Origin of the sequence: Rhizobium hidalgonense (genome assembly GCF_002914525.1) — a bacterium.
Lineage (GTDB): Bacteria > Pseudomonadota > Alphaproteobacteria > Rhizobiales > Rhizobiaceae > Rhizobium > Rhizobium hidalgonense.
Genome location: NZ_LODW01000082.1, coordinates 146986 through 163347, shown reverse-complemented (window position 1 = coordinate 163347; position 16362 = coordinate 146986). Strand labels below are relative to the sequence as shown.

17 protein-coding genes and 1 pseudogene are annotated in these 16362 nt (G+C 61.1%); 8 read left to right on the top strand and 10 right to left on the bottom strand.

Features of this window, described 5'->3' with window-relative positions; genetic code table 11:
• Positions 1-4 precede the first annotated feature (4 nt).
• Genes ATY29_RS25995 through ATY29_RS25985 form a run of 3 tightly spaced genes read left to right on the top strand, consistent with a single transcriptional unit; the run spans position 5 to position 2863 of the window.
• The gene (locus tag ATY29_RS25995) at positions 5-1618 is read left to right on the top strand and encodes a heme biosynthesis protein HemY (RefSeq protein WP_097533277.1); all 1614 of its coding nucleotides are present in this window, start codon (positions 5-7) and stop codon (positions 1616-1618) included.
• A gap of 17 nt (positions 1619-1635) precedes the next feature.
• The gene (locus ATY29_RS25990) at positions 1636-2121 is read left to right on the top strand and encodes a tellurite resistance TerB family protein (RefSeq protein WP_097533276.1); all 486 of its coding nucleotides are present in this window, start codon (positions 1636-1638) and stop codon (positions 2119-2121) included.
• On the top strand, positions 2090-2863 hold the full coding sequence (locus ATY29_RS25985) for a glutamine amidotransferase (RefSeq protein WP_003567321.1): 774 nt from the start codon (positions 2090-2092) through the stop codon (positions 2861-2863). The genes ATY29_RS25990 and ATY29_RS25985 overlap by 32 nt, the downstream gene beginning before the upstream one ends.
• Positions 2864-2889: 26 nt before the next feature.
• Here the strand turns inward: ATY29_RS25985 and ATY29_RS25980 are convergent, their stop codons facing one another.
• Positions 2890-4125: an MFS transporter gene (locus ATY29_RS25980; RefSeq protein WP_003567323.1), complete on the bottom strand. Its 1236-nt coding sequence runs from the start codon at positions 4123-4125 to the stop codon at positions 2890-2892.
• Between the two features lie 139 nt (positions 4126-4264).
• Between ATY29_RS25980 and ATY29_RS25975 the strand changes: the two genes are divergently transcribed.
• Both ATY29_RS25975 and ATY29_RS25970 read left to right on the top strand, forming a co-directional pair.
• A complete protein-coding gene (locus ATY29_RS25975) occupies positions 4265-4555 on the top strand; it encodes a YggT family protein (RefSeq protein ID WP_003543619.1) in 291 nt (96 codons plus the stop codon).
• A pseudogene (locus ATY29_RS25970) lies at positions 4552-4862 on the top strand (DUF167 domain-containing protein). The gene ATY29_RS25975 and the pseudogene ATY29_RS25970 overlap by 4 nt, the downstream one beginning before the upstream one ends.
• 4 nt (positions 4863-4866) lie before the next feature.
• On the opposite strand, the gene ppa reads toward ATY29_RS25970, so the two are convergent.
• The 4 genes from ppa to ATY29_RS25950 form a co-directional block, all read right to left on the bottom strand.
• Positions 4867-5400: an inorganic diphosphatase gene (ppa, locus tag ATY29_RS25965; protein ID WP_003567327.1), complete on the bottom strand. Its 534-nt coding sequence runs from the start codon at positions 5398-5400 to the stop codon at positions 4867-4869.
• 148 nt (positions 5401-5548) lie between these two features.
• Positions 5549-6055, bottom strand: coding sequence for a GNAT family N-acetyltransferase (locus ATY29_RS25960; RefSeq protein ID WP_003567329.1), 507 nt, complete (start codon positions 6053-6055; stop codon positions 5549-5551).
• Positions 6056-6252: 197 nt separating this feature from the next.
• Positions 6253-8073, bottom strand: a complete 1821-nt coding sequence (gene typA / locus ATY29_RS25955) for a translational GTPase TypA (RefSeq protein ID WP_003567330.1) — start codon at positions 8071-8073, stop codon at positions 6253-6255.
• Between the two features lie 157 nt (positions 8074-8230).
• Positions 8231-10318 (bottom strand): M3 family metallopeptidase, encoded by a 2088-nt coding sequence (locus tag ATY29_RS25950; RefSeq protein ID WP_097533275.1) that lies wholly within the window; start codon positions 10316-10318, stop codon positions 8231-8233.
• Positions 10319-10523: 205 nt separating this feature from the next.
• On the opposite strand from ATY29_RS25950, the gene ATY29_RS25945 reads away from it, so the two are divergent.
• On the top strand, positions 10524-10955 hold the full coding sequence (locus ATY29_RS25945) for a hypothetical protein (RefSeq protein WP_003567334.1): 432 nt from the start codon (positions 10524-10526) through the stop codon (positions 10953-10955).
• Position 10956: 1 nt separating this feature from the next.
• On the opposite strand, the gene ATY29_RS25940 is transcribed toward ATY29_RS25945, so the two are convergent.
• The 3 genes from ATY29_RS25940 to ATY29_RS25930 all read right to left on the bottom strand — a co-directional run bounded on the left by ATY29_RS25940 (position 10957) and on the right by ATY29_RS25930 (position 12700).
• Entirely contained in the window at positions 10957-11598 is a 642-nt protein-coding gene (locus tag ATY29_RS25940) for a LysE family translocator (RefSeq protein WP_003567336.1), read from the bottom strand.
• A gap of 162 nt (positions 11599-11760) precedes the next feature.
• A complete protein-coding gene (locus tag ATY29_RS25935) occupies positions 11761-12213 on the bottom strand; it encodes a DUF6130 family protein (RefSeq protein ID WP_097533274.1) in 453 nt (150 codons plus the stop codon).
• Between the two features lie 91 nt (positions 12214-12304).
• The gene (locus tag ATY29_RS25930; protein WP_097533395.1) at positions 12305-12700 is read right to left on the bottom strand and encodes an organic hydroperoxide resistance protein; all 396 of its coding nucleotides are present in this window, start codon (positions 12698-12700) and stop codon (positions 12305-12307) included.
• Between the two features lie 470 nt (positions 12701-13170).
• On the opposite strand from ATY29_RS25930, the gene ATY29_RS25925 reads away from it, so the two are divergent.
• Positions 13171-13350 (top strand): DUF2798 domain-containing protein, encoded by a 180-nt coding sequence (locus ATY29_RS25925; protein ID WP_103671221.1) that lies wholly within the window; start codon positions 13171-13173, stop codon positions 13348-13350.
• 38 nt (positions 13351-13388) lie between these two features.
• Here the strand turns inward: ATY29_RS25925 and ATY29_RS25920 are convergent, their stop codons facing one another.
• Positions 13389-14294, bottom strand: a complete 906-nt coding sequence (locus ATY29_RS25920; RefSeq protein WP_097533273.1) for a LysR family transcriptional regulator — start codon at positions 14292-14294, stop codon at positions 13389-13391.
• A gap of 384 nt (positions 14295-14678) precedes the next feature.
• Between ATY29_RS25920 and ATY29_RS25915 the strand changes: the two genes are divergently transcribed.
• Positions 14679-15647, top strand: a complete 969-nt coding sequence (locus ATY29_RS25915; protein ID WP_103671220.1) for a DMT family transporter — start codon at positions 14679-14681, stop codon at positions 15645-15647.
• Positions 15648-15691: 44 nt separating this feature from the next.
• Here ATY29_RS25915 and ATY29_RS25910 read toward each other — a convergent pair whose 3' ends face one another.
• The gene (locus ATY29_RS25910; protein WP_097533272.1) at positions 15692-16360 is read right to left on the bottom strand and encodes an NUDIX hydrolase; all 669 of its coding nucleotides are present in this window, start codon (positions 16358-16360) and stop codon (positions 15692-15694) included.
• Positions 16361-16362: the final 2 nt, after the last annotated feature.

The following is a 16362-nucleotide window of genomic DNA, read 5'->3' as shown; positions in this document are numbered from 1 at the left end:
GACCATGCTGATCCGTCTTGTCGCCTTCGCCCTCTTCGTGTTGGCCCTCGCCTATGGTTTCTCCTGGCTTGCCGATCGTCCCGGCGACCTCTCGCTGATCTGGGAGGGCCAGATCTATCAGACGAAGCTGATCGTCGCCGCCAGCGCCATCATCGCTCTGGTCGCCGCCGTGATGATCACCTGGTGGTTCATCCGCCTGGTCTGGACCTCGCCGCATTCGGTCACTCGTTATTTCCGCGCCCGCAAGCGCGACCGCGGTTATCAGGCGCTGTCGACCGGCCTGATCGCTGCCGGCGCCGGCAATGCGCTGCTCGCCCGCAAGATGGCAGCCCGCTCGCGCGGTCTCATCCGCGCCGACCAGGAGCCGCTGATCAATTTGCTCGAGGCCCAGGCCGCCCTCATCGAAGGCCGCTATGACGAGGCGCGCGCCAAGTTCGAGGCCATGGCCAACGATCCAGAAACACGCGAACTCGGTCTGCGCGGCCTGTATCTGGAAGCCCGCCGCCTCGGCGCCAACGAGGCCGCCCGCCAATATGCCGAGAAGGCTGCCGACAGCGCGCCTTATCTGCCCTGGGCCGCACAGGCAACGCTCGAATATCGCAGCCAGTCCGGCCGCTGGGACGATGCGATCCGCCTGCTCGAACAGCAAAAGGCCGCCCGCGTCGTCGAAAAGGCCGAGGCCAACCGTCTGCACGCGGTCCTCTTGACGGCGCGGGCCGGCGAAAAGCTGGAAGGCAACCCGACCGGCGCCCGCGACGACGCGCAGCAGGCACTGAAGCTCGCCGCCGATTTCATTCCGGCAGCCCTCATTGCCGCAAAGGCGTTGTTTCGCGAGGGCGGCGTGCGCAAGGCCGCCTCGATCCTCGAACAGGCATGGAAATCGGCGCCGCATCCCGAGATCGGCCAGGCCTATGTCAGGGCCCGCAGCGGCGATTCCACGCTCGACCGGCTGAAGCGCGCCGAACGACTGGAGGGGCTGCGCCCGAATAATGTCGAATCCCTTCTCGTCGTCGCCCAGGCCGCACTCGACGCGCAGGAATTCGCCAAGGCCCGCGCCAAGGCGGAAGCGGCAGCGCGCATGCAGCCGCGGGAAGCCGCCTTCCTGCTGTTGGCCGACATCGAAGAAGCCGAGACCGGAGACCAGGGCCGGGTGCGCCACTGGCTGGCCCAGGCGCTCAAAGCCCCGCGTGATCCGGCCTGGGTGGCTGATGGTTTCGTCTCCGACAAATGGCTGCCGGTATCGCCCGTGACCGGCCGCCTCGACGCCTTCGAATGGAAGGCGCCCTTCGGTCAGATCGAGGGTCCGCTCGAAGACGGTTCGGCGCCGGCCTCGATCGAGACCGCCCTGAAGACCTTGCCGCCGCTGCGCGACGTCAGGCCGGAAAGTCCGGTCAACGACCATCGCATCATCGAACTGGAACGCGCCGCGACGATCGCCGAGGCCGTGCGCCCGGCGCCGGCACCGGCACCGGCGAAACCGAAGCCCGTCGAACCCGTCAGCGATAAAGCGCCTGCACCGGGCGAAGCGAAACCTTTCTTTGGCGGCCTGCCGGATGATCCCGGCGTTCGCGACCCCAGGGTGGAACCGGGACCCAAGACACGGCTCCGCCTTTTCTGAAATGGAACGAAAACCGCATGTTCGAACGCTTTCAGGCATTCTTCCAGAAGCTCACCGCCGACCACCCCAGGAAAGGTTTTGCCCCTGACGACCCCCGCATCGCGGTGGCAGCCCTCTGCATGCAGGTCATGGAGGCCGACGGTCAGATCAAGGCCAGCGAGAAGAAGCGGCTGCGCAAGCTGTTGAAGGAGCAATATGCACTCGACGGCAAGCAGCTGGATGCCCTGATGGCGGCCGGCCTCGCTGCCGAAAGCACCGCCGTCGATTATTATCGGTTCACCGCCGACCTGAAACGCCATCTCAATACCGAGCAACGGCTGGAGCTGATCGGCATTCTCTGGGACATCGTCTATGCCGATGGCGAACGCAGCGAAATGGAAGACCATGTGATCTGGCGAATCGCCGATCTGCTCGGCGTCTCCTCACGCGAGCGCATCCAGAAGCGGCAGGAGGCGGCCGCCAGGGTGACGGATGTCCGGGTTGCGCAAGATGATAGCGACTGAGCAAAACACGAACCACGACCGGCGCCCGATCCTCATCGTCCTGCACCAGGAGCGGTCGAGCCCCGGGCGTGTCGGCCAATTGCTGGTCGAGAAGGGTTATCGCCTCGATATCCGCCGCCCGGTTCTCGGCGAAGTGCTGCCGACGACGCTTGAAAACCATGCCGGTGTCGTCGTCTTCGGCGGGCCGATGAGCGCCAATGATCCCGAGGACTTCGTCAAAAAGGAGATCGGCTGGATCGATGTTCCGTTGCGGGAAAAACGCCCCTATCTCGGTATCTGCCTCGGCGCGCAGATGCTGGTGCGTCATCTCGGCGGCAAGGTGCAGTCGAATGCCGACGGCTCGACGGAGATCGGCTGGTATCCGCTGCACCCGACCGAGAAAGGCCGCCTGCTGATGCATTGGCCGAAGATGGTCTATCACTTCCACCGCGAAGGCTTCGAACTGCCGCACGGCGCCGACCTGCTGGCCGAAGGCGATGCCTACCCGAACCAGGCTTTCCGCTATGACGGCAACGCCTGGGGCCTGCAGTTCCATGCCGAACTCACCCGGGTGATGATGCATCGCTGGGTGGTGCATGGCGCGCACCGCTTCATCCTGCCGAACGCCCAGCAGGGCCGCGAACATCTCGAAGGCCGCATGCTGTTCGATGCGCCGCTGAAAGCCTGGCTGAACGAATTCCTGGATATCGTCTTCGAAGGCAAGCCGGCAAAGGCCGCATCCCCGATCACGCTTCCCGCATAGAGCCCCACCGCTGGCAGCGCGCGCTATTATGTACTGGGCGCGTCGAGCGTATCGATCCTGCGCAATTTGGGGAAACTCGAAGCCCAGATCGCCGCCACCGCCAAAGTCCCGATTCCGCCGATAACAACCGCCGGCACCGCGCCGAAGATCGATGCCATCGTACCCGCCCTGAATTCCCCGAGTTCGTTCGAGGCGCCGACGAAGACCATGTTGACCGCGTTGACGCGGCCGCGCAGCTGATCCGGCGTCCAGAGCGCAATCAGGCTCTCGCGCACATAGACCGACACCATGTCGGCCGCCCCCATCAGCGCCAGCGCCGCGATCGAGACTTCGGTGTTGGTCGATAGGCCGAAGACGATGGTTCCAACGCCGAACAGGGCGACGCCGATGAACATATAGATGCCGGCGCGGTGTTTGAGCGGATAGGCGGCCAGGAAGATCGCCATGACGATGGCGCCAAGCCCAGGTGCTGCGCGCAGCAGCCCCAGCCCCCAGGGACCGAGCGTCAGGATATCGCGGGCGAAGATCGGCATCAGTGCCGTCGCCCCCCCGAGCAGCACGGCGAAGAGATCGAGCGAGATCGCCCCGAGCACTACTCTTTCGGCGCGGATGAAGCTGAAGCCGCCGAGGATCATCGCCCAGCTCTTGGTCTCGCCCGTGGTCTTTTGCTCCGGCTTCGGGATCATGTAGAGAAGCGCCGCACCGAGCACTGAAAAGATCACCGCCACCGTATAGGCGGTCGTCGCGCTGACGCCGTAGAGCAGGCCGCCGATCACCGGCCCGGTGATCGCGGCGAGCTGCCAGGACGACGAGTTCCAGGCAATCGCATTGGAAAGTGCGTGCTCCGGCACGAGATTGGGCGCCAGAGACTGCACCGCCGGCGACATGAAGGCGCGTTCGATGCCGAAGATCAAAAGCACGGCGAAAACCGGCAGCGGCGTGAAGGTTCCCATGACGGTCATGACCAGCAGCGCCAGCGTGCAGAGCGCACTCACCAGCGAGCAGAGTGCGGCGATCGCCCGACGATTGTACCGGTCGGCCACCGAACCGGTGACGAGCATGAGCAGCAGCGACGGCAGGAACTGTACGAGACCGATCAGGCCGAGATAGATCGCCTTGCCCGTCTGGTCGTACATCTGCCAGCCGACGGCGACGCTGACGATCTGCTGCGAGAAGGACAGCAGGAAACGCGCGAAGAAGAACCGCGTGTAGGACGAATGCCGGAACGCGGCAAAACGGTCTCCGGTGGGCGAAAACGACATGGATGTTTTCCGAGGAGACGGGCGCCGGAATAGCTGCAAGGCCGCCCGTTAAACATGATTCACCGCGCGTTCCCACACGGCACTTGCTCGTTTAGTCACCAATGTCTACATGTCTGTCAACAACGAATTGGAGAAGACGATGTTTGCGCTGTTTCAAACCATTGATTTGGCTTTGAATATTTACACCTGGATCCTGATTGCCAGTGCCATTTTTTCCTGGCTCTATGCCTTTAACGTCATCAACTCCAGCAATCAGTTCGTCAATTCGGTCGGCACATTCCTCTATAACGTCACCGAACCGGTGCTGAAGCCGATCCGCAGCCGCTTGCCGAACCTTGGCGGCATCGACATTTCGCCGATCATCCTGCTGCTGATCATTTTCTTCCTGCGCACCTTGCTTTGGACAACGCTGTACCCGCTGGTCGCTTGAGCCGTCCCTGGAGCCTTTTCGGCGATCATCTGCGCCTCGCCGTCCGGCTGACGCCGAATGGCGGGCGTGACGGCATCGATGGCATCGAGGCGGATGGAGAGGGCGAAACGCACCTGAAGGCGCGCGTCACATCAGTCCCGGAAAAGGGTAAGGCCAACAAGGCCCGATCCTTCTCGTCGCGCAATCGCTGCGCATCCCCAAATCCAGCATCAGCCTCGTCTCCGGCGACACCGCGCGCAAAAAAATCCTCCGGATCGACGGAGACCCGGAGGATTTGGCAAAAAAACTAGAAGCACTTTTCGGCTGAGCGATCAGCCCTTTGTCTTGGCGCGCTCGACGGCTTCGAGAATGAGCTGGCCGGCTTCCTTGGAATCGCCCCAGCCGTAGATCTTCACCCACTTGCCCGGCTCCAGATCCTTATAGTGCTCGAAAAAGTGCTCGATCTGCTTCAGCGTGATCTCGGGAAGATCGGTGTAATCCTTCACCTTCTCGTAGCGCAGCGTCAGCTTCGGCGACGGCACGGCGATGATCTTCTCGTCCTTGCCGGAATTGTCTTCCATCTTCAGGACGCCGATCGGGCGCACATTGATGACGCAGCCCGGAACCAGCGGACGGGTGCTGGCGATCAGAACGTCGATCGGGTCGCCATCCTCAGACAGCGTGTGCGGCACGAAACCGTAATTGCCCGGATAGGTCATCGGCGTATAGAGGAAACGATCGACCACCAGCGTGCCGGCTTCCTTGTCCATTTCGTACTTGATGGGATGGCCGCCAACCGGAACCTCGACGATAACGTTGACGTCCTCAGGTGGATTATTACCGATGGAAATGGCGTCGATGCGCATAGGAACTCCCGCGAGGTTGAATTGCTGGCAGCCAGATAATCAGTTTCATGTCGCAACGCAACATTTGAGATCACCAATGCGTGATGGCGCCGGCGCAGAGAGCTCGAATCTTTCGAATAGGAAAACAGGCGATTGCTGACCAAGCCGGTCAGTTCCAGATGAAGCCGATCTTCTTCAACTGCTTGTGGTCGAAATTTTCCATGCCTTCGCAGAAATCGACACCGCCGTGATGGCGATAGAAACGGCCGGCGGTCTCGTTTTCCTCGAGGCACCAGACGACCATCCCGTTGCAGCCGAGCGACTTCAGCAGCCGCCGCGCCTCGCCGAACAGCATGCGGCCGAGACCGATGCCCTGATACTCCGGCCGAAGATAAAGCTCGTAGATTTCGCCTTCCTGCGGCAAAGCGCGGGCGCGGTTGAGGCCGAGAGTCGCGTAGCCGGCAACCGTTCCGGCGACATCGAGAACCAGCAGCGTCGCCGGTCCGCGCGTCGCCTTGCGCCACCAGTTTTCACCGCGCCGCTCGATCATCTGCGTCAGCGCCCGATGTGGGATAATGCCTGCGTAAGTGTGCTGCCAGGCAAGCCTGTGCGTTTCCGATATGGCTCGGGCATCGTGTGGTTCGGCCCGCCGAACATCGATCGACAACGTCTTCATAACGTTTACTCTGGTCCCGCCAAAGGCAATTAACCATATGCGGTCAGCGCATCGTGATCGATTGCCCACAGACTTGATATGTGGACGACGGATAAAATTTAACGCTTTTTTAACGATTGTCACAAGTCGGAATCAGCGCGGCGCACAATAAAAAACCCCGGCACGAAGGCCGGGGTTTCAAAGGGTGTTTGAAGCTCTCAGAGAGCCGCTTTGGACTTTTCGAAACGCTTGCGATCGTTTGCGTCGAGATACATCTTGCGCAGACGAATATTCTTCGGCGTCACTTCCATCAGCTCGTCATCCTGGATCCAGGAGAGCGCGCGATCGAGGGTCATGCGGATCGGCGGCGTCAGCTTCACCGCTTCGTCCTTGCCGGCGGCGCGGATGTTGGTGAGCTGCTTGCCCTTCAGCACGTTGACTTCGAGGTCGTTGTCGCGCGAATGGATGCCGATGATCATGCCGGCATAGACCTTTTCACCCGGCTCGATGATCATCGGGCCGCGATCTTCCAGGTTGAACATCGCATAGGCGACGGCTTCGCCGGAAGCGTTGGCGAGCAGAACGCCGTTGACGCGGCCACCGATCACACCCTTGTAGGGCTGGTAGTCGTGGAACAGGCGGTTCATGATCGCCGTGCCGCGCGTATCCGTCAGCAGCTCCGACTGGTAGCCAATCAGGCCACGGGTCGGTGCGTAGAAACGCAGGCGAAGACGGTTGCCGCCCGACGGACGCAGCTCGACCATTTCGGCCTTGCGCTCGGACATCTTTTGCACAACGACGCCGGAATGTTCTTCGTCGACGTCGACGACGACCTCCTCGATCGGCTCCAGAAGCTGACCGCTTTCATCCTTGTGCATCACGACGCGCGGACGCGACACGGCAAGCTCGAAGCCTTCGCGACGCATGGTTTCGATGAGAACGGCAAGCTGAAGTTCGCCGCGGCCAGATACGTAGAACGAGTCCTTGCCTTCGGCTTCTTCGATCTTCAGCGCGACGTTGCCTTCGGCTTCCTTGAAGAGACGGTCGCGGATGACGCGCGAGGTCACCTTGTCGCCTTCGGTGCCCGCCAGCGGGCTGTCGTTGACGATAAAGGACATGGTCACCGTCGGCGGGTCGATCGGCTGCGCCTTCATGGCTTCCGAGACGGCCGGATCGCAGAAGGTGTCGGCGACGGTCCCCTTGGAGAGACCAGCGATCGCGACGATGTCGCCCGCATGTGCTTCTTCGATCGCGGTGCGCTCAATGCCGCGGAAGGCGAGAATCTTGGAGATGCGACCGGTTTCGATCAGCTTGCCATCCTGGCCGAGAACCTTGACGGCCTGGTTCGGCTTGATCGAGCCCGATGCGATGCGGCCGGTGATGATGCGGCCGAGGAAGGGGTTGGCCTCGAGGATCGTGCCGATCATGCGGAACGGGCCTTCTTCGACCGTCGGCTCCGGAACATGCTTGAGCACCAGGTCGAGAAGCGGTGCAAGACCCTCATCCTTCGGCCCTTCCGGATTGACGTTCATCCAGCCGTCGCGGCCCGAACCGTAGAGGATCGGGAAGTCGAGCTGCTCGTCGGTCGCGTCGAGATTGGCGAAAAGATCGAAGACTTCGTTGATGACTTCTTCGTGGCGGCCATCGGGACGGTCGATCTTGTTGATCGCGACGATCGGGCGAAGGCCGACCTTCAGCGCCTTGGAGACGACGAACTTGGTCTGCGGCATCGGCCCTTCGGAGGAGTCGACGAGAACGATCGCGCCATCCACCATCGAGAGAATACGCTCGACCTCACCGCCGAAGTCGGCGTGGCCGGGTGTATCGACGATGTTGATACGGACACCCTTCCACTCGACCGAGGTTGCCTTGGCGAGAATGGTGATGCCGCGTTCTTTTTCGAGATCGTTCGAGTCCATCACGCGTTCAGCGACACGCTGATTTTCGCGGAACGAGCCGGACTGCTTGAGAAGCTCATCCACCAGGGTCGTCTTGCCATGGTCAACGTGCGCGATGATCGCGATATTGCGAAGTGCCATATGTGAAATCTCTGAGGCTGCGGCGCACGCTCTTGAGGACGCGCCTATTGGTTTGGGGCGTCCATACAGTTTTTTTTGCGTTTGCGAAAGAGGGGAACGCGCAAAAGCTGCGGCATGGCCGCCGCCATGCCGCATCGAAGCGTGTCATCAAATTGTCTTAGGCGTCGCTGCCTGTCAATTCCTCGAAGGTCGAAAGCCCCTTTTTCACTAGCATCGCATCCGGGCTCGGCAGCTTGCCGCGGAAGGCCTTGTAGGCGTCCTCCGGATCAATCGAGCCGCCGACGGAATAGATGTTTTCCCTGAGCTTGCGCGCCATCTCGCCGTTGAAGGCGTCGCCCGTTTCCTCGAAGGCGGCAAAGGCGTCGGCATCGAGCACCTCCGACCACATATAGGAGTAGTAGCCGGCCGAATACCCGCCGGAGAAAATGTGCTGGAAGTGCGGCGTCGCGTGGCGCATGACGATCGATTTCGGCATGCCGATCTCGGCCAGCACTTCGGCCTGCACCGCCATTGGATCCTCGACGGCCGTTCTCGTGTGGAACGCCATGTCGACAAGCGCCGATGAGGTGAACTCGACGGTGTTGAAACCGGCATTGAAGGTGCGGGCGGCCAGCACCTTGTCGAGCAGCGCCTGCGGCATCGGCTCGCCGGTTTCGACATGCACGGCATAGCGCTTCAGAATAGCGGGCACCGTCAGCCAATGCTCGTACAGCTGCGATGGCAGCTCTACGAAATCGCGCGAAACGCCGGTGCCGGAGACCGAGGGGTAGGTGACATTCGAGAGCATGCCGTGCAGCGCGTGGCCGAATTCGTGGAACAGTGTGCGCGCATCATCGAGCGACAGCAGCGCCGGCTTGCCCTCGGCCGGTTTGGCGAAGTTGCAGACATTGTAGATGATCGGCAGCTCGCCATGGCGGCCGTTCTTCAGCTCCAGTCTGTGCTGCGATTGCAGCGAACTCATCCATGCGCCCGATCGTTTCGAGCCGCGGGCGAAATAATCGCCGAGGAACAGCGCCACCAGCCGGTCTTCGCGGTCCCTGATTTCGAATACCCTGACATCCGGATGATAGACCGCCACGCCTTTCTTCTCGACGGCGCGGATACCGAACAGCCGGCCGGCCACATCGAAGCAGGCCTCGATGATCTTCTCGAGCTGCAGATAGGGCTTGAGTTCAGCCTCGGAGAAATCGAATTTCCGCGCCCGGATCTTTTCGGCGTAGTGCCGCCAGTCCCAGGGCATCACCTCGTGGTTACGCCCCTCCTCGGCGATCAGCGCCGATATATCGACCTCCTCCTCGCCGGCGCGTTTGACCGCCCGCGCCCAGACCGCTTTCAGCAGGTCATTCACCGCCTCCGCCGTTTTCGCCATTGTGTTGTCGAGCTTCAGCTCGGCGAAATTGCCGTAACCAAGCAGGCTCGCCACCTGATGGCGCAGTGCCAGCGTTTCCTTGATGACGGCGCGATTGTCCGTCTCGCCGTCATTCTCGCCGCGCGCCACCCACGCCTTGAAAGCCTGCTCGCGCAGGTCACGGCGCTCCGAAAAGGTCAGGAATGGCTCGATGATCGAGCGTGACAGCGTCACCGCATATTTGCCCTCCTCGCCGCGTTCGCGCGCAGCTGCGGCCATTGCGTCGCGCAGGAATTCCGGCAGCCCGTCGAGCTCGGCTCCATCAGAGAGCACCAGTGCCCAGGCTTTCTCGTCGGCCAGCAAGTTCTGGCCGAATTGCGTGCTGAGTCCGGCAAGCTTTTCATTGATCGCTGCGAGTTTCTCCTGCTCGGCCTTCTCGAGCTTGGCGCCTGACTTGACGAAGCCTTTCCAGTGGCGCTCGAGCACGCGTGTCTGTTCGAGCGTCAGGCCGAGGCTTTCGCGTTTTTCCCAAAGCGTGTCGATGCGTGCGAAAAGTGCGGCATTCATGCCGATCTTCGAATAGTGGCGCGACATCTTCGGGGAGATTTCCCGCTCCAGCGCCTGGATCACATCATTGGTATGGGCGCCCGCCTTGTTCCAAAACAGCGCCGAGACGCGCGACAGTGCATCGCCGGCGATCTCCAGCGCCGTGACCGTATTGTCGAATGTCGGCGCCTCGCCATTTCCGGCGATCTCGTCGATCTCCCGTTCATGGGCGGCAAGCGCCGCTTCGAAGGCGGCGGCGAAATCGCCGTCATCGACAGCATCGAAACGTGGCAGGCCGTGTAGACCGTCCCAGTTGACCAGCGCCGGATTGAAATCAAGGGGAGAAGGCATCGAAGAATTCCTTTTTGGCATGCACGGGTTCGTCAATATAGGAGAGCTGTCGTAGAATTGGTATGCGGGCAGGGCCATTTGCCTCGCCTGCAAAATCTGGTGGACAAAAATTGACGCGCTAGAATTAACCAACCGTTAACGATTGACGCGAATCAGGGCCGAGCGCTAGTTTCCCCATGTTTCTTCTTGTCCGGGGACATGCGCCATGGAAATTTTTTCTGTGCGGTCTTCTCAGAGTTTGCTATTTAAAAACAATCCTAATAACGCAAAAAGTTCGAAGACCTCTGATATTGAAATCGAGACCAGAGCTTCCGCCCCGGCCTCATTCCAGCTCGACGACAATCTCGACGAAGGGCCGGATTTCACCGCGGTCAGCCCTGGCGAATTGCGCAATTACGCGCGTCAGAGTTTCGACAGCGGCCTGATCGACCAGAGCACCTACGCCGCGATCTCCGAGCCGCTGCCGATGCATGCGATCGATCCGCTCGGCAATGTCATCGATCTTTCCAGTGTCACCGACGGCACCAGCTTCAATTTTCTCGATTATTACAAAAATCAGTTGCAGATCGCCATGTCGATCGGCGATCCCGATGAGGTCCAGACGCTGAAATCGATCGTCAATTTCCTGGATAGTTGAATTAAGCCTTGCGCCAGCCGATGAGGCCGGGGGTTGCGTGCCAGAGTGCCTGGGCAGCAAACCCCATGAAAAGCACGCCGGAGCAGCGCACAATCAGCCGTTCATGCGCGCGATAGAAGCGCCGCACCGCGCCGGCGCCGATGACGCCGATCAGGATGATGTCTGCCGTCACGAAGCCGACGAAGGACACGCCGAGAAGCATCGGCAATGCCTCGAAATCAAGCGCCCCGGCCGAGCCCGCAACCAGTGCGGTGAAGGTGGCGAGGGCCACGGGATAGCCCTTCGGATTGGTGACGCCGAAGATCAGCCCGCGACGAAACGGCCGCTCGACCACCATGAGAGCCTGTCCCTCGGCTTTCGGCTTGGCATTGACGGCGCTCCAGCCGATCCAGGCGAGATAGAAACCGCAGGCAAGGCCGAGCAGGTCGAAGACGAAGGTTCCGATCGTCTTCGCGCCAACGATCGCGATCAGCGCCAGCGACGACCAGATCAGATCCCCGACCAGATGCCCCATCATGAAGAAGGCGCCAGCCTTGCGGCCCTGCCCGGCACCGATGCCGAGCAGCTGCAAGAAGGCGGGCCCCGGAATGAGCACGTAAAAGAGCGCCGCCAGAAAGGCGCCGAAGACCAGGGACTGCGTCATGGAGATGCTCCGGAGGATGATCGCGGCAGAGTAAGCCATCCCGGGCATCCGTCAAGGGCGGCGAATGCCGATGAAAAGGGGATGAGGTAGCAAACGCCGCTGGCGGCAGCTGCCGGCACGAAGCGGACGCAGCCGAATTGAGCCACTATGTCGGAGTGACCTCTAATGGTGCGCGCTGTCGATCGCCGGGACAGTGAACTTCACAGCCTTTCCGCCAAGCACCTCGTGTTCCGGCGTGGCGATTTCGATCAGCACCTTGTGTTCGCCTGGCGGCAAGCCTGTCAGGACTACAGCGCCGGTACCACCCGCATCAGCCCACCGCCAAGGCAGGTCGTCGATGCTGACATGGAGATGGCCGGCCCTTGGCGAGACGTCGCTGGCGCTGGCGCCAAAGATTGGCAGGATGCGGAAATTCTCGGTTCGATAGGGAATGATGACCACCGCTCTGCTCGCCAGTGGTCCCGGAAGGGGCTGATCCACGAACAATTGGGGCGCAGGCTCGTCCTTGATGGGAAGAAACTGCGTGGCTGCGGGATGCGGTGTTTGCGCGTAGACGGGTGTGCTGGCGGCAAACAGAAGACCTGCCGTTGCGAGAGCTCTTGCGATCACGGTCATGACAAAATCCTGCGTAGTGCGCCGGTTATGACCGACGACTGTCGGGACGCCGGCGCAATGTTGGGGTGGAGAGCGCTTGATCGGAGACCGATCAAGCGACGTTCAGTTCGACGGCGATGTTGCCCCGGGTGGCCTTGGAATAAGGGCAGAGCTGGTGAGCACTTTCGATCAGGGACTTGGCGAGGTCCGCCGCGATGCCCGGCAGCCTCACATTAAGCCGCGCCTGCAGCACATAGCCGTCGTCATTCGAAACCAGGTCGATCTCGGTATTGATGGCGGCGTCGGCGGGGACGCGCAGCTGGCGCTCGGCGGCCGCTCTCCCGATCGCACCGAGGAAACAGGCGGACCAGCCCGCAGCGAAGAGCTGCTCGGGATTGGTGCCCGAGCCCGCGGAACCGGGCGGGGACAATTTCACGTCGAGGCGCCCATCGGAACTGCGAGACGCGCCATCACGCCCGCCGATGGTGTTGGTGGTGCCAGTGTAGATGACTCGACATTCAGATACTCCTTGTTGGTTTGACGAACGCCGCCCAGGATCAAGGGGGCCGCGCGATGACGAGAAGATGAGCGTCGCAAGTCCGGCCCAGTAGTGAGCTGAAACGAGAGTGAGCCTCTCATTTTCGATCGGCATGTGAGCAGCAAAGATCATATCCGCAGCGCGCCAGGCGATCGGCGTAGACAAGGCCAGTCACACTGGGTGCATGAGTGGTGGAGCTTGGGGCGCGTTGGCGACAGGGGAGTTTGTCGCTTCTCGACCGATCTCACGGTTTCCCGGCCGTTGAGACCTTTCAGGATTCAAGAGGCTGGCTCTCGGGTTCTCTCGCTACCGCCGATGCCGGAATTGCGCGATCGTCACAGCGCCAACCCGGGGTCGCAACCGCTGAAGCGATCCCGCTTTCACATCCAGCCGGGAGACCGACATGAACACGGATTTCAAACGTCGTCTTCGCTCTGTCGATGGGCATCGTAACGACAGAGCTGATTTCCTTCACGCTGATTGCGCTCAATCTGGGCTTTTCGAAAGGATTCGCCCTGACATGGCTCCGCTCGTGGAGCATCGCCTATCTCATCGTCATTCCCGCCATCCTGCTGGTCGGTCCCCGCCTTCAGGCGCAGGTCGATCGCGTCGTTCGTTGAGGCGAAAGAGGAGCCACCGAGATGACAATGATGGGCGACTACGGCATATCGCCATAGTTGCTGCAAGCCGCGCGAAGCCGGGGCAGCGCCCAATCGACGAAGGCACGCACCTTGAGGGCGAGTAAGCCCTGACGCGAATAGACGATGTTGATCGGCTTGGACTCGCCGCCATAGTCCTTCAAAATCTGCACGAGCGCGCCCGAGGACACTTCCTCCGGAACTTGATAGTCGAAGAGCCGGGCGACGCCGGCTCCATTGAGCGCGGCGGCGACGCAACTGGCGGCCGTGTTCACCTCGATCCGGCTCTGGGGCAACAGTTCGACGGACTTCCCGTCGATCTCGAAACTCCAAAAGAACGACCGGTTGTGGAACATGATCCCATCGTGATTGATAAGCTCGGTGGGATGTTGGGGAACGCCATGCCGTTCCAGATAGGCCGGGCTCGCGCAGGTCAACAGACGAAACTCGCCGGCCTTGACGGCGTGGAGCGAACTGTCGACCAAATCACCAAGCCGGATGGCGACATCGACCTGTTCATTGACGAGATGGACAGAGCGGTCGAGTGAAAGCACGTTCAATATCACCTCCGGATGCTTGTCCATGAAGTCGAGTGCAATCGGCAGGACATACCGGTGGCCAAACTCGATCGGCATCGTGACGGTCAGCAATCCCCGCGGCGTCTGATACTCACCTGACGCCCTGCGTTCGACCTCCTCCAGATCGGCAATAATCTTGCGCGCCGCGTCGACATAGTCGCGACCGGCATCGGTGAGTTGCAGGTTGCGGCTTGTTCGGATGATAAGGTTTGTGCCGAAATATCGCTCCAGATCGGCAACCTTGCGGCTGACGCTCGGCAGCGGTGCGTTCAGCTTCCGGCTGCCCGCCGACAAGCTCCCGGCGTCAACTACGGCAAGCAGAACCCGCATTGCATCAAGCCGATCCATAACGCCCCGACAATTAGAAGCCTTGATATTTGAGGATATGAGGAATCGCTTCCGGTGAATAGGCGGCACAGCGCGGTTGCCCCAGAAGTGTCGCGGCCACATCGCTGCAGGCGACGCTCGAGAAGCGGGGAGCAATGGTCGGGGCATTGCACCATCATCGCGCCGGATAGGCCTCCTGCCGTTCAACTCGGCTTCGGAGCAGAACTGATTGGCGATTGCCTGGATGAGCGTCGAGAGGGTGGTTCTCATTTTCGCTGGCTACCGGTCAGGGCTTTCGGCAAGTAACTTTCGCCCATTCGATCAAGGGTTTCCCTTGATAGCGAACCGACTGTCGGCGTCACCGGAGTCAAGGCTCAGCGACGCAACTTCAAGAGGGTGAACATTATGGACAGACTCTTCCATGTTGGCGTGTCAGCCGCTCTCTTTGCGGCCTTTGCCTTTTCGCTCAACTTTGTTGTGCCCTTCATCATCGGTGACTATTCCACCTTTGATTTTGCCCTCATCCGTCATGTTGTCTCGGGTCTGGTGGGGTTCTACATTCTGTTTTCGGAGAAGCGTGTAATGCGCCACGTCACGCTTCGGAACTGTTTGCAGGCCATCTGGCTCGCCTTCGTCGGATATGTCGGCTACTTCCTGACGGTGACCGGAGCGGCCGTCTTTGCCGGCCCGGTAATCGCTCCGGCCTTTCTCGGTCTGGTACCGATCGTATTGATGGTCATTGGCAACCAGCGTCAGGGATCATTGCCGTGGCGATCCCTGATGATGCCTTTGGCGCTGGTGCTGGTCGGCCTTGTTCTCGTCAATGGCACGGCATTCACGGTTGAAGGATTGAGCTCCGTCGAATCATTGTGGGTTGGCGTGCCGCTAGCGCTTGCTGCCGTGGGGCTTTGGGTCTCGTTCGCGCTCGCCAATCAGGCTGCACTCGCCGCCCGACCAGACATGCCCTCCAGTGTGTGGTCGGCGCTGATATTGGTCGGAGGTGGTGTCTTGATGCTGGCCTTCTATCCCGTCGGTGCCGAGATCGGCCTCTTCCAGCTTCCAGCATTGGGGTTCGGCTGGAGTGCCGCCGGCAACCTGTATATCTGGGGTGCATCGTTCGCGCTGCTGGCAACCGTAGGCGGCGTCTGGGCCTGGAACATTGCGTCACGGAGCCTGCCCGTCGCCCTGGCGGCGCAACTGATCGTTTCGGAAACAGCCTTCGGTGTCATTGGGGGACTTGTCGTGCATGCTCGTTGGCCAACCCCGATCGAAGTCGCTGGCGTGGTTGTCCTGATCGCCGGCGTCGTTCTGTCAGTGCGGATTTTCTATGATCGCCAATTTGCATCGGGAAAGACATTGCTTGCGCACGAATGATCTGCCGAATGCAGAGCCAGGAAGAGGCGCGTCCTTCTGGTCGCTCAAATTCGCCGATCGAACACAGCCACCGGCGTCTTCAGCCGATAGAGCGTCGTCGGTCGCCGGGCCCGCTCGGTCTGCCGTTTTTCGCCCTCGACGACTTCGAGCAGCTCAAGATCGTTGATCTTGCGGCGAAAGGCGCTCTGGTCCAGTCGCTCGCCCATCACCGTTTCATAGATGGCCTGAAGTTCGGACATTGTGAAGATCTCGGGAAGCAGCCTTGCCGGAATGGTCGAATAGGCGCCCTTGCCGCGCAACCGCTCCAGCGCCGCTTTGAGGATCTCATTGTGGTCGAAAGGCAGTTTGCCGGCGGCCTCGGCCGGCCGCAATTCCAGAGGACTTGTGCCGCCCTCCAAGGCTCCCTGTGGGACCAGCGCAAAATACGCAATCGATACCGACCAGTCGCGGGGGTCGCGCCGCGCCGAAGCGAAGGTTGCGAGTTGTTCGAAGAATATGCCGCCGAGCCCCGCCTTGACGCTGAGGATACGCCGCACCGCCGCCTCGGCATCGGCGTCCTCATCGATGTGCAGATAGCCGCCGATCAGCGCCGGAACGCCGGCAAACGGCTCGGCGGACCGAGGCAGCAGCGCGGTGCACAATCGTCCTTCGTGCAGCGTCAGCAGGACGATGTCGACCGTCACGATCGGCCGTGCGAATTCAGCCTCTGCCATCA

What these genes read in the sequence shown, in the direction of transcription:
- ATY29_RS25975 (WP_003543619.1), top strand. Translation starts at nt 4,265, where the DNA reads ATGTTTGCGCTGTTTCAAACCATTGATTTGGCTTTGAATATTTACACC.
- typA (WP_003567330.1), bottom strand. Translation starts at nt 8,073, where the DNA reads ATGGCACTTCGCAATATCGCGATCATCGCGCACGTTGACCATGGCAAG.
- ATY29_RS25995 (WP_097533277.1), top strand. Translation starts at nt 5, where the DNA reads ATGCTGATCCGTCTTGTCGCCTTCGCCCTCTTCGTGTTGGCCCTCGCC.
- ATY29_RS25960 (WP_003567329.1), bottom strand. Translation starts at nt 6,055, where the DNA reads ATGAAGACGTTGTCGATCGATGTTCGGCGGGCCGAACCACACGATGCC.
- ATY29_RS25920 (WP_097533273.1), bottom strand. Translation starts at nt 14,294, where the DNA reads ATGGATCGGCTTGATGCAATGCGGGTTCTGCTTGCCGTAGTTGACGCC.
- ATY29_RS25940 (WP_003567336.1), bottom strand. Translation starts at nt 11,598, where the DNA reads ATGACGCAGTCCCTGGTCTTCGGCGCCTTTCTGGCGGCGCTCTTTTAC.
- ATY29_RS25980 (WP_003567323.1), bottom strand. Translation starts at nt 4,125, where the DNA reads ATGTCGTTTTCGCCCACCGGAGACCGTTTTGCCGCGTTCCGGCATTCG.
- ATY29_RS25945 (WP_003567334.1), top strand. Translation starts at nt 10,524, where the DNA reads ATGGAAATTTTTTCTGTGCGGTCTTCTCAGAGTTTGCTATTTAAAAAC.
- ATY29_RS25915 (WP_103671220.1), top strand. Translation starts at nt 14,679, where the DNA reads ATGGACAGACTCTTCCATGTTGGCGTGTCAGCCGCTCTCTTTGCGGCC.
- ATY29_RS25950 (WP_097533275.1), bottom strand. Translation starts at nt 10,318, where the DNA reads ATGCCTTCTCCCCTTGATTTCAATCCGGCGCTGGTCAACTGGGACGGT.
- ATY29_RS25925 (WP_103671221.1), top strand. Translation starts at nt 13,171, where the DNA reads ATGGGCATCGTAACGACAGAGCTGATTTCCTTCACGCTGATTGCGCTC.
- ATY29_RS25990 (WP_097533276.1), top strand. Translation starts at nt 1,636, where the DNA reads ATGTTCGAACGCTTTCAGGCATTCTTCCAGAAGCTCACCGCCGACCAC.
- ATY29_RS25985 (WP_003567321.1), top strand. Translation starts at nt 2,090, where the DNA reads ATGTCCGGGTTGCGCAAGATGATAGCGACTGAGCAAAACACGAACCAC.
- ppa (WP_003567327.1), bottom strand. Translation starts at nt 5,400, where the DNA reads ATGCGCATCGACGCCATTTCCATCGGTAATAATCCACCTGAGGACGTC.
- ATY29_RS25910 (WP_097533272.1), bottom strand. Translation starts at nt 16,360, where the DNA reads ATGGCAGAGGCTGAATTCGCACGGCCGATCGTGACGGTCGACATCGTC.
- ATY29_RS25935 (WP_097533274.1), bottom strand. Translation starts at nt 12,213, where the DNA reads ATGACCGTGATCGCAAGAGCTCTCGCAACGGCAGGTCTTCTGTTTGCC.